Source organism: Mammaliicoccus sp. JADD-157, assembly GCF_049310805.1.
Classification (GTDB): domain Bacteria; phylum Bacillota; class Bacilli; order Staphylococcales; family Staphylococcaceae; genus Mammaliicoccus; species Mammaliicoccus lentus.
This window is the reverse complement of the sequence record NZ_JBMOVZ010000004.1, coordinates 153,782-166,349: the sequence shown is the minus strand read 5'-3', so window position 1 is coordinate 166,349 and position 12,568 is coordinate 153,782. Positions and strand designations below refer to the sequence as shown.

Sequence of the window (12,568 nt, the reverse complement as noted above, 5' to 3'; positions counted from 1 at the left end):
AGCTGCAGCACTAAGGGGCGGAAACCCCCTAACACTTAGCACTCATCGTTTACGGCGTGGACTACCAGGGTATCTAATCCTGTTTGATCCCCACGCTTTCGCACATCAGCGTCAGTTACAGACCAGAGAGCCGCCTTCGCCACTGGTGTTCCTCCATATCTCTGCGCATTTCACCGCTACACATGGAATTCCACTCTCCTCTTCTGCACTCAAGTTCCCCAGTTTCCAATGACCCTCCACGGTTGAGCCGTGGGCTTTCACATCAGACTTAAGAAACCGCCTACGCGCGCTTTACGCCCAATAATTCCGGATAACGCTTGCCACCTACGTATTACCGCGGCTGCTGGCACGTAGTTAGCCGTGGCTTTCTGGTTAGGTACCGTCAAGACTTGTTCAGTTACTAACAAATTTGTTCTTCCCTAACAACAGAGTTTTACGATCCTAAGACCTTCATCACTCACGCGGCGTTGCTCCGTCAGGCTTTCGCCCATTGCGGAAGATTCCCTACTGCTGCCTCCCGTAGGAGTCTGGACCGTGTCTCAGTTCCAGTGTGGCCGATCACCCTCTCAGGTCGGCTACGTATCGTTGCCTTGGTAAGCCGTTACCTTACCAACTAGCTAATACGGCGCGGGTCCATCTATAAGTGACAGCCGAAACCGTCTTTCAACATTGAACCATGCGGTTCAATATATTATCCGGTATTAGCCCCGGTTTCCCGGAGTTATCCCAGTCTTATAGGTAGGTTACCCACGTGTTACTCACCCGTCCGCCGCTAACATCAGAGAAGCAAGCTTCTCATCTGTTCGCTCGACTTGCATGTATTAGGCACGCCGCCAGCGTTCATCCTGAGCCAGGATCAAACTCTCCATAAAAGAAGTAAGCTTGATTAGCTCTTGTTGATTGGTTAAGCCAATCACTCTTTGAAGTACTTTCAGTACTCAATTATTGGAATTAACGTTGACATATTGTCATTCAGTTTTCAATGTTCATTTTGCATCACAAGAAATAATTATACACGCTTCATTTGGTGAAGTCAACAACTTTTTAAAATTAATTTTTGAAGTGTTTTGATGTTTTCAATATCTCTCGCTCACAAGATATAACTATACAGGCTATACAACCCTTTCTCAAGCATCAAAATTACACCAAAACACTTAATGTACCCTAATATGATTATTTCTCTACATATTCTTTTAAATCTTTATAGATTTTTTCTGCATCTGCGTATCCTTCTCTATATAAAGCATCTAATTTCCTTGGATCTTTCTCTACTCTATCTACTGCTAGTGTGTTAGTTGGTCTTATTACAAAGATATTTCCTTTATCTTCTTCCTCTTCAATCCAATCTAATGTTTTGTTGTAATGTTTATATCTTAATTCCATTAAATGATTAACTTTAGGATAAGCCTTCATTCTAAATACTTTAGAAAACCTACTAGGTGTTTTTCTATATCCTTTTGGTCTTGTTAATATAAGAACGTTTTTAGTATATCCTTCTTCAATAGATTTCTTAATAGGAATAGGATCAACAATACCACCATCTAAAAGCGTGTGTCCTTTATATTGAACAGGGTTAGCCATCAATGGTAGAGAACTTGTTGCTTCTAATGCAGTTAATAAACTACCCTTTGTATCATTTTTATCAAAGTAAACTGCTTCACCCGTTTCGCAATCTGTTGTAACAACTACGAACTTCTCTTCAGCTTGATCAAACTTTTCAAAATCAAACGGTTCTAAATAAGTTGGAATATAGTGATAGACAAAATCCATCCCAAATAATTCTTTCCTCTTTATATAGTTAGATAAAGAAAGATATCTTTTATCTTTAATGTATTTAGCTGTCACACGATGATTACGCCTAAACTGTCTAGAAATATAACTAGCAGCCATAGAAGCACCAGCAGAAACGCCGATGTTATATTCAAAATATATATCTTCTTTTATAAAAAAGTCTAAGACACCAGCTGTATACATACTTCTCATGCCGCCGCCTTCTAAGATTAAACCTGTGTCTTTTATCATATTTACACTCTTTTCTAATCATATAATTGAACAAAAGCAACCTGCTACATATTTGTAAACAGGTTGCAAAATAATTCTTTAAATTTCAGTTCTGCCAGTAATAGCTTTAGAAAGTGTCACTTCATCTGCATATTCTAAATCACCGCCGACCGGTAAACCGTGAGCTAATCTCGTTGTCTTTATGCCTATTGGTTTAACAAGCCTAGAAATATACATTGCAGTGGACTCGCCTTCTATATTAGGGTTTGTCGCTAAAATGATTTCCTTTACTTCATCACTTTTCAGACGCTCTAGCAATGATGGTATATTAATGTCCTCTGGTCCAATTCCTTCCATTGGAGATATCGCACCGTGAAGTACATGGTACATACCATTATACTCGCGCATTTTTTCCATCGCGATAACATCTTTAGAATCTTGAACAACACATATAACTGAGTGATCTCTTTGTTTGTCTTGGCATATTTGGCAAGGCGAAACATCTGTTATATGACCACATGTTTCACAATATGTTAATTCTCGTTTTACATCAACAAGTGCTTTTGCAAACGGAACAACGTCATCTTCTTTCATATCTAATACATGAAACGCTAATCGCTGTGCAGTCTTTGGACCAATACCTGGCAATTTCATGAAACTATCAATCAATTTCGATATAGGTTCTGGATAAAACATCATTACATCATTCCAGGGATGTTAAGACCTTTTGTATGTTTACCTAAACGATCAGCAGTTACTTCATCAGCTTTAGTCAAAGCATCATTTGTTGCAGCTAAAACTAAGTCTTGTAACATTTCGATATCTTCAGGATCTACTACATCCTCTTTAATAACAACATCTAAGATTTCTTTGTGTCCTGAAACAACAACTGTAACCATTCCGCCACCAGCTGTTCCTTCAATTTTTTCTTCTTTTAATTTTTCTTGTTCTTCAGCCATTTTCTTTTGCATTTTTTGCATTTGTTTCATCATTTGTTGCATATTTCCGCCACCGCGCATAATTTTGTCCTCCTAATATCTATTATAATTATTATAGAAAATTAATTTTTGTCATATTTATTATACATACCTTTGAAGTCTATGTCATGTATTACTCATCTGTTACATGAACAGTATCTTCGCCGAATAATTCTTGAGCTTTCTTAACAATATCCGCTTCTTCTTTGTTCTCTTGTTCTGGTTCATTTTTAGTTTCGGTTGGATTTGCTTTCTTTGATTGAATATATTGTTGCCTTACTTGTAACCATTGAGAATTAGGAACACCCACTACTTTAACTGTCTTATTCACTATTTCACAGACTATAGATTCGATATGTTCTCTTTTCTCATCGTTCTTATTTACGATTTCGCAATGAATGTCTTCATCAAATTTAACAAGCACGTGATCTTCACTTGCAGCTACTGGTTCTGAATTTAATAACAAGCTGACTAACGCTCGTTGATCTTTCTGCTTAACTGATTCAATAACTGCTTGCCATTTTTCTTTTAATAAATTCAAATCATCTCTATTTGCATGATCTAATACACGTTCAATTTGACGTATTGAGAATACATGTTTCGATTGTTTCCTTGCAACACCTTGTTTGTTTTCAACAGGTTTCGCTTTTGGTTGTACACCGTTTTGAGAGAGTTGCGTGATTTGAGCTTCTAATTGTTTAATTTTATTCTCTACATCGCTAGAAATATTTTGGTTAGGTTGCTCTTGTTGTGTTTCTTGTTGACGATTACGTGTAACCAGTTCTGTTAATTTCACAATCAATATTTCAATATGAACTTGTTGATTAATCGCAAAACGCATAGAAACAAGTGTATCATTTATACAATCAATCATTTTGTACATTGTATTTAAATCGATTTGGTTTAAAGCATGTTCTTCATCTTCTCGGTCAGTAGTCTTTGCTACAATAGCATCTCTAATAAAGTAAATCATATCATTAACAAGTCTATTAACTTCTTTACCACTAGATATAAACTCATGATATCTCATAAATGCTTGCTTGATATCTTTAGCAACGATATCTTGAAACAGAGCATTTAAAGCTGCTTTGTCCACACTGCCCGTAACATTCAACGCGTGTTCATGTGATAAATGACCGTCTCCAAAGGCAATCGCTTGATCCATAATACTTAAAGCATCTCTCATGCCACCTTCAGACACTTGAGCAATAAATGCTAATGCTTCCTGTTCATAAGTAATCTCTTGTTGATCAGCTACGAATGCAAGTCTATCTTCAATTTCTCCAGAATTGATTGCTTTAAAATCAAACCTTTGACATCTTGAAATAATAGTTGGTGGAATTTTGTGAGGTTCTGTTGTTGCTAATATAAAAATAGCATGACTAGGTGGTTCTTCAAGTGTTTTTAAAAGCGCATTAAAAGCTCCAGTAGTTAACATATGAACTTCATCAATAATATATACTTTGAACTTAGATTCGCTAGGTGCATACTTAACTTTATCTCTAATGTTACGAATTTCATCTACGCCATTATTACTCGCTGCGTCTATCTCAATAACATCTGAGTTAGTCCCTTGTGTGATACCTTTACAAATTGCACACTCATTGCAAGGTTCACCATTTGTATTTACTGTGCAGTTAATTGCTTTAGCAAATATTTTAGCAATACTTGTCTTTCCTGTTCCACGTGGGCCATTAAATAAATAAGCATGCGATTGCTTTCCTTTTTGGATAGCATTTCTTAATGTTTTCGTTACATGCTTTTGACCAACAACATCTGAAAATGATTGTGGTCGGTACATCCGATACAAAGCTTGATAATTCAAAATGGCACCTCCAAGTTTAATTCTTCATAACAACTATTATATCACGAATCAATATTTCTTCTTAATATAAATCATCGAAATTCTTCTGGAAAATGAACTATACCTCGTACTTCTTTGTTAGGATGGTCCCATAAATATTTGAACATAAAATCTTCGTTCTTAATTTCAAATGAAGGATAAATGTCAAATTCCGCTGCATTTCTATAACCTAGTTCGCGATAATATGTTTCATCTCCCATGACGACAACACCAATATAACCATTTTCATAAGCTCGATACTCTAAAGCTTCAATTAAAGCTTTACCAATCCCTTTATTTTGGACTTCTGGTAAAACTGATACTGGCGCTAAAGTTAGAACTGTATTACTATCTTCTTCTGAATCGACTGTTACTTCTGTCATCATCGCATGCCCTAGTATTTTTCCGCCTTCTGTCTTGGCAACTACTTCTAACTCGGCATTATAATGTGGAGATTTTCTAATTCTACCTATTAATTCATGTTCTTTCGCATTTACATAATCAGTATTTAAAAAAGCTTTTTTCACTACTTCTTTCGCTAATTCATATTCAGATTCTATAATCGTTCCGATATATAATTGCGTCATATATACTATATCCTCCTGATATAAGAAAAAGGGTGACCGAGGTCACCCTTTTTTGATTTATATATAATATGTTTAGTTGAATAAAAAATATACCGTGCACCTTTGCTTGGAACAAACATCACAAGCGTTACCTCAGTCGTTAGCTAAACTTCGGCAACCCTACGGCACATACAATGATCCACTTAATGCTGCTTCCTTCCGGACCTGACATGATTCATGGGTTTGTATTGCATAGGACCGACGTCTTCAGACACCACGTGCTGAGGGCAGACCTCACAATAATATGTCCGCGGCAAAGGAATTCAGTCTTGCTAAAGCGGATTTCAAGTACAGGGAACCGCTACCTCCCCACTTAGCACGGCACTTTATATAGTACAACAAAACCATTATACTTGGCAAGAAAAAACTATTGATCTATTACAGGTTTATTCAAAACCCTTCTAGAAAAATCGACAAATTTGAATTCTGTCGCAATATGTCTAGAGATATTATATTGAAATCTTTCAGCATTACTCAAATGAACAATACCTCTAACTGTAGCTGTATATAAAGGATCTAAATGCCCAAAATATCGTTCTTCTTTCTCTGTCATTTTTTCAAAAGTAATAGATTTATTTGAATAGCTTATTTCTACATTCATTTCATTTTCAATATATTGATAAATCGAATGAGACGCTACTTCTTTTGAAAGTTTGGGTATCACTTTGCAAACAAAGTAATCCTCATCCATGATATGAACTTTATTATTTTTTTGTCTTGTTCGAATTACGTGCCATAGCTTATCGTGATTATTCAATTCTAAAGCGTGTTGAACAATTGGCTCGTCTTCAGCATTGATAACTTCAAATACTTCAACTACCGTTTCATAGTCAAGACCTAGTCTATTATTAATTTCTTGGAAACTGATCATTTCAGATATTGGAAATTGAATAATTCCTTCATATATAACAACTGAACCTTTTCCACGTAACTTTTGTATATAACCTTTTTCTTGTAGAAGATTTAATGCTTTTCTTACTGTTTCTCTCGAAGTTGAATATATCTTTGTTAATTCATTTTCTGAAGGTAATTGTTGTAAGTGTGCATATTCACCATTTATAATTTTTTTACAAATTGACTGATAGATTTTCATATACTTATTCATTGTTTCACCTCTATACCTTCAAAACTTCATAGTTAAATGCTTTTTAAATTAACAACAAATGCATCAAAAGGCTCTAGCATATTGCCATTTAAATCATTATTAGCCACTATCAATTCGCCTTCCATATCAATATCCTCAGGTATTTCAACCTTATCATTTGTATAGTTAGCTACAATCAACCACTCTTCATTATCTAACTTTCTTTTGTAAATAAACAAGTCTGGATGATCCATATATAGTGGTTCTACATCTCCATACGTTATAATATCATGTTTATGACGAATATCAATTAACTGCTGATAAGTGTAGAAGATTGAATTCTTATCTTTAATCGCCGCTTCCACATTAATTTCTCTATAGTTATCCGGTATGCCTATCCAAGGCGTGCCTGTTGTAAAACCGGCATTTTCCTCATCTGTCCATTGAACAGGTGTACGTGAATTATCACGAGATTTTTGTCCAATAACTTTCATAATCGTTTCTTCATCCAAGCCTTGATTCCTTAGACTACGATATGCGTTTAATGTTTCAATATCTCGATATTGATCGATTGATGTAAACTTAGGATCAGTCATACCTATCTCTTCACCTTGATAGATATAAGGTGTTCCTTGCAACATATGAAGTGATATAGCAAGCATTTTAGCTGATTTAACTCTGTTAGCTTCTGTTTCATCATTACCAAACCTTGTCACAACTCTCGGTTGATCATGATTACACCAGAAAATAGCGTTCCATCCATTACCTTTAGCAATATTAACTTGCCAATCCATCAGAATACGTTTTAATTCTATAAAATCAAATTTCATATCAGACCATTTCTCACCATTTTTATAATCTACTTTTAAATGATGGAAATTAAATACACTATTTAATTCTTGTCTTTCAGGGTTGGTGTATTTTATACAGTTCTCTATTGTAGTAGAAGACATTTCTCCTACAGTCATAATATCTTTATTTCCAAAAGTTTTTCGGTTCAATTCATGTAAATATTCATGAACTTTTGGCCCGTCCGTATAAAATTCTTTACCGATTTCCTCTGAATCTTCAAAAGCACCTTTAGAAATTAAGTTAATAACATCAAATCTAAAACCATCTACGCCGAAATCAATCCAATAATTTATCATTTCATAGATTTCTTCTTTCAATTGGTCATTTTCCCAATTTAAATCAGCTTGAGAGACGTCGAATAATCTTAAATAATAACTTTCAGTTTGTTCATCGTACTCCCAAGCGTTACCACCAAATTTAGATTCCCAGTTTGTTGGCGGCTCATCTTTAGTACCTTCTTTCCAAATATAATAATCTCTATACGGATTATCTTTAGACTTTCTAGATTCAACAAACCAATGATGTGACGTAGACGTATGATTAATCACAATATCCAGCATTACTTTAATGCCAAGTTTATGTGCTTCAGTAAGTAACTTTTCAACATCTTCTTTCGTACCAAAATCAGGATTGATTGCATAATAATCACTAATATCATATCCGTTATCATTCATTGGCGATTCATAAATAGGTGTTAACCATACATAATCTACACCTAACTTTTGTAAATAAGGCAATTTTTCGATAACCCCGTTTATATCCCCTTGACCATTGCCAGTCGTGTCGTTAAATGATTTCGGATATATTTGGTATACTACTGATTTTTTCCAATCTGAAACCGCCATGTTTATGAACTCCTTTATTTAATAATATTATTCTTGCACCATTTCTTTCGCTTGTTCTTTAGCAAATCTTGAGAATACCACTGTTAAAATAGCTGGTAACACCATAGCTATTAATGTAGCGATAATATATACACCCCAATATTCACGTGTTATAGAAATAATTGCCGGCACACCACCAACACCAACTTTTCCTAATACGCCGTTTGCGCCAATAAACGCACCTAGTAAACAAGATGAAACGATAGAGGCTATAAACGGGTATTTCAATGGTAAATTAACACCAAACATAGCTGGTTCAGTAACACCTAAGAAAGATGATATTCCTGAAGTCATTGCTAAACCTTGTTCTTTTGCCATTTTACGCTTTCTATAAATCAACCAAGCACCAAATGCCGCTGAACCTTGACAGATATTAGATATAGCTAAGATTGGCCATAAATAAGTACCGCCTATACTACTTCCCATCAGTTGGAAGTCTACTGCTAAGAACATATGATGTAAACCTGTAATAACAAGCGGAGCATAGAACAGACCATATACTGCGCCACCTAACCAACCTGCGCTATCAAATATTCCTTTAATACCATTCGTAATAAGTGTACCAAGTTCTAATGCTAAAGGTCCTATAATAATAAATGATAAGAATCCAGTTATTAATAAAGCGACTGGACCAACGACTAACATTTTGATTGAATCATGCACACGTTTAGCTAAGAATTTTTCAATTACAGATAGTACCCATGTTGCTATTAATACCGGCAACACTTGACCTTGATAGTTCAATTGTTTAATTTCTAAACCAAACATATGCCATACTGGAATTTCATCTGATTTACCGCCACCAAGATCATATTGAGAAGCTAACTGAGGATGAACAAGTACAAGTCCTAATACTAATCCTAATATTGGACTACCTCCAAACACTCTCATAGCTGACCAACCAATAAGGGCAGGTAAGAAGATAAATGCTGTACTCGCAATAACGTTAATCATGTTTGCAAAATCAGCTAACCATGAATACTGGTCTACTAAAGATTTAGGACCAAATAAATCTTCAGCTGTTAACACATTATTTAACCCCATCAATAAACCTGCAGTAACGATTGCAGGTAAAATAGGAATAAATACATCACCGAGCAATTTAATTAATCTTTGCAAAGGATTCATTTTTTGTTCCGAAACTTTCTTCACTTCATCTTTAGAGCTTTCTCCAATTCCCGTTTCTTCTTGGAAAATTTTATAAGCTTCGTCAACTGTGCCTTGACCAATAACGATTTGAAATTGATTATTTGCTGCAAAAGACCCTTTCACTAAATCGACGTTGTCTAAAGCTTCTTTATTAACTTTACTTTCATCATTTAACACTAATCTTAAGCGGGTAACACAATGTGTGGCTGCATCTACGTTGTCTTTACCACCTATAGCATCAATAATCTGTTTCACTTCTTCTCTATTTACAGACATTGAACTCACTCCCCCTGTTTTTTATTACTTGAATTATAACTTGTATATACAAGTATGTAAAGGCTTTCAATAAATATTACTTTTATTCTGTAGTATGATTGAATAAAGGAGGTATAAATTATGTCATTTTTAACACATGAATATATGGAACACGATAACGTTTCATTAGAATTTGCTTCCGAGAATGAGACATTTTTAACAAATCACAACGAAAAGAAAATATTCGAATCAGCAAGTTTAATCAAAATTCCGATTATGATTTATATTTTTTCGAAGTTAAATAAAGAAGAAAGACAAGAAAATTTAAAAATAGAACATAAAGTGAGTGGGAGCGGAGTATTACAAACATTGGATATCCCGTACTTAAGCGTTAACGACCTTGTTCAATTAATGATCGTCGTATCTGATAATACAGCAACAAATATATTAATTAATTACTTCGGCCAACAACATATCAATTTGTTTATACAACAAACTTTGAATTGTAAAAACACTGAATTAAACCGATTAATGATGGATGCTGACGCGATAGACCAAGGTAAACAAAATTATACAACTTCTGAAGATATGATTAACATGCTTCGATATATCACTCAACATGCAAATGGAGATGATATGTTAGAAATTATGCGTCATCAACACTTAAATGATAAAGTTTCTATCTTTAAATCATTTTATGAAGATCAATTGATTTATTATTCAAAAACTGGAGAATACGACCATGTAGCAAACGATGTAGGCATTATACAATTTAAAGAAAAGTGTTATTATTATAGTTTTCTTTCTAACACAGAAAATCCCGAAAAAGCGATAAAATTCTCTCACGATTTCGGGTCTTATATGATTCAATCTATATTAAAATGTTGATAGCCTAGCTGCTTTTACTAAGATTTTTTGATAATAACTACCTGTTAGTTTAACAATTTCAATACTTCTAGGTGTATGCGGTGCATGAATCATCATATCTTCACCCATGTAAATACCTACATGGGAAAGAAAACCTTTATCTTCAGGCTTACTGAAAAATAGTAAGTCTCCTGGCTTTAAAGAATGTTCATCTAAAGGAATATCCGTCATAGCTTCATATTGTTCATCTGCATCTCGAGGTATATTGAAATTCTGGCTTTTATACATGTGGAAACATAATCCAGAGCAGTCATAACCATAACTAGACATACCTCCCCATAAATAAGGTAAATCAATAAATAATTTAGCATTATCTATAACGCCTTGCATTGAACCTTGTTTAAATGCGCCAAATTCATCACTCAGTTCAATATCTTTGCCATCAATAAGTCCGATACCTTCTGGTGTCTCTACTTCGATAAATTGTTGATCTAATTTTAAGACAGGCAATACTGTATTAAATGATAAAATTTGTTTAGTTGTGAAATCTGTATTGAACAATGTAGTTTTTGGCACTTTGACGCGCATGCGCTGATTGGATGCCTTGATATTCATATCGCCCAGTTGACTAGAAGGTATAAATCCTAGATAACCTTTATCATGTTGTTTGGATGGTTGTTCTAAACAGATAACATAACTCCATCCGTCTTGCTCTTCCAATACTTCAACCGCTTCACCATACAGTACTTGTGTGTCTATTCGACTGTCTTCAGTAAATGATAGTTTTTCTTCTAAATTAAGTTCCAACAACCATCGTTGGATATCAGCTGGGTACATAATACCATCACGATCTATATCTCGTGCTTTATCTGTATCTCTCCAAATTGTGCCAACGTTTACTCTGCAATACTTGATCATACACTCACCTTCTTAAGTAAAGATTTTCTATCAATTCCTAAACCATAACCTTTTGGCGCCGTCACTTTCGAACCATTATAAGCTATACCACCTACTACTTCACGATTAGAAACCATAAGAGGCGCATCGAAATCCACTCGTGTTACTTTATTGGCAGCTAAACTAAAGTGTAACGCTGCAGTTACTGAAACATGCGTTTCCATCATACAACCGACCATACAAGTAATATCATATTTGTTAGCTATTTCATGTATTTTACGCGCTTGATGAATGCCACCTGTTTTCATAAGTTTAATATTCCATAGATTAATCGCTCCAACCTCAACTAATCGTTTAGCATCATGGACACTAAATAAGCTTTCATCTACCATTAGTGGAATTTGATAATCTTTTGTTAATTTACCTAATACTGAAAATTCATTTCTATTAACCGGCTGTTCTATACTTTCAATATTTAATGACGCTTCATCAAAATGTTTTAAAGCTTGTTCTGCTCCCTTTTCATTCCAAGCCTGATTAGCATCTACACTAAGCGTTGTATCTTTAGGTAAGGCAGCTCTTAAAGCTTTTAATCTATTTAAGTCTGTTTCAACACTATCTTTTCCGACTTTTATTTTTAAGTGATTATATCCTTCTTGTATGTATCTAAAAGCATCTTTAACCATTTCATCTGCTTCATTTAAACTTACTGTATAACAAGTTTCTAATGATTTATTTCCCGGGTCATTATTTAAGTATTCATACAGAGGAGACTTCGCTTCTTGTGCAAGCAAATCATATAGAGCGATATCTATTGCTGCCTTTGCACTAGAGTTTCCTACTAAGGCTTCGTCCATTTCATCCAATAAACCAATAGATAATGGCCTATTGATCAGCAATGGTTTAAAAACCTCTTCTATAGCTGCTTCTATTCCACCTTTTGTATCTCCCGTAATAACATACGTTGGTACTGCTTCACCAACACCAACCATCTCTTTCTGATTCGTTTCAATAAATACATAAATACTTTCTATAACATCAACAGTTCTAAGAGCTGTCTTAAAAGACTTTTTCAAAGGCGTTTTATATCTATAGTATTTAATATCTGTAATAAACATACCCATCCCCCTTTG

The 12,568-nt window shown here is 34.6% G+C and carries 11 protein-coding genes, 1 rRNA gene and 1 other RNA gene; 1 reads left to right on the top strand and 12 read right to left on the bottom strand.

Translation table 11 applies throughout. The features are described from left to right. From ACO6VN_RS12360 to treP, 10 genes are all read right to left on the bottom strand, one after another. Positions 1–872, bottom strand: a 16S ribosomal RNA gene (locus ACO6VN_RS12360); the annotation flags it as partial. 301 nt (positions 873–1,173) lie between these two features. Then, positions 1,174–2,022, bottom strand: a complete 849-nt coding sequence (locus ACO6VN_RS12355) for a patatin-like phospholipase family protein (protein WP_017000884.1) — start codon at positions 2,020–2,022, stop codon at positions 1,174–1,176. A gap of 78 nt (positions 2,023–2,100) precedes the next feature. Continuing rightward, positions 2,101–2,697, bottom strand: a complete 597-nt coding sequence (gene recR, locus ACO6VN_RS12350) for a recombination mediator RecR (RefSeq protein WP_026023728.1) — start codon at positions 2,695–2,697, stop codon at positions 2,101–2,103. 2 nt (positions 2,698–2,699) lie between these two features. Continuing rightward, positions 2,700–3,020 carry a YbaB/EbfC family nucleoid-associated protein gene (locus tag ACO6VN_RS12345; RefSeq protein WP_017000882.1) on the bottom strand — a complete coding sequence of 107 codons (321 nt, stop codon included), beginning with the start codon at positions 3,018–3,020 and terminating at the stop codon, positions 2,700–2,702. A 91-nt stretch (positions 3,021–3,111) separates the two neighbouring features. Further along, complete coding sequence (gene dnaX / locus ACO6VN_RS12340) at positions 3,112–4,803, bottom strand: DNA polymerase III subunit gamma/tau (RefSeq protein ID WP_064204257.1); 1,692 nt, start codon at positions 4,801–4,803, stop codon at positions 3,112–3,114. Between the two features lie 71 nt (positions 4,804–4,874). Further along, positions 4,875–5,408 (bottom strand): GNAT family N-acetyltransferase, encoded by a 534-nt coding sequence (locus ACO6VN_RS12335; protein ID WP_064204258.1) that lies wholly within the window; start codon positions 5,406–5,408, stop codon positions 4,875–4,877. 92 nt (positions 5,409–5,500) lie between these two features. Continuing rightward, positions 5,501–5,769, bottom strand: an RNA gene (gene ffs / locus ACO6VN_RS12330) — signal recognition particle sRNA large type. Positions 5,770–5,814: 45 nt separating this feature from the next. Then, on the bottom strand, positions 5,815–6,552 hold the full coding sequence (gene treR / locus ACO6VN_RS12325) for a trehalose operon repressor (RefSeq protein ID WP_017000879.1): 738 nt from the start codon (positions 6,550–6,552) through the stop codon (positions 5,815–5,817). Between the two features lie 32 nt (positions 6,553–6,584). After that, positions 6,585–8,228, bottom strand: coding sequence for an alpha,alpha-phosphotrehalase (treC, locus tag ACO6VN_RS12320; RefSeq protein ID WP_194200208.1), 1,644 nt, complete (start codon positions 8,226–8,228; stop codon positions 6,585–6,587). A 27-nt stretch (positions 8,229–8,255) separates the two neighbouring features. Beyond that, on the bottom strand, positions 8,256–9,692 hold the full coding sequence (gene treP, locus ACO6VN_RS12315) for a PTS system trehalose-specific EIIBC component (RefSeq protein WP_422404752.1): 1,437 nt from the start codon (positions 9,690–9,692) through the stop codon (positions 8,256–8,258). A 120-nt stretch (positions 9,693–9,812) separates the two neighbouring features. On the opposite strand from treP, the gene ACO6VN_RS12310 reads away from it, so the two are divergent. Then, positions 9,813–10,559 carry a serine hydrolase gene (locus ACO6VN_RS12310; protein ID WP_216683973.1) on the top strand — a complete coding sequence of 249 codons (747 nt, stop codon included), beginning with the start codon at positions 9,813–9,815 and terminating at the stop codon, positions 10,557–10,559. Here the strand turns inward: ACO6VN_RS12310 and ACO6VN_RS12305 are convergent. Next, positions 10,548–11,456 carry a C40 family peptidase gene (locus ACO6VN_RS12305; protein ID WP_017000875.1) on the bottom strand — a complete coding sequence of 303 codons (909 nt, stop codon included), beginning with the start codon at positions 11,454–11,456 and terminating at the stop codon, positions 10,548–10,550. The genes ACO6VN_RS12310 and ACO6VN_RS12305 overlap by 12 nt on opposite strands. After that, positions 11,453–12,553: a dipeptide epimerase gene (locus ACO6VN_RS12300; protein WP_135031809.1), complete on the bottom strand. Its 1,101-nt coding sequence runs from the start codon at positions 12,551–12,553 to the stop codon at positions 11,453–11,455. The genes ACO6VN_RS12305 and ACO6VN_RS12300 overlap by 4 nt, the downstream gene beginning before the upstream one ends. Positions 12,554–12,568: the final 15 nt, after the last annotated feature.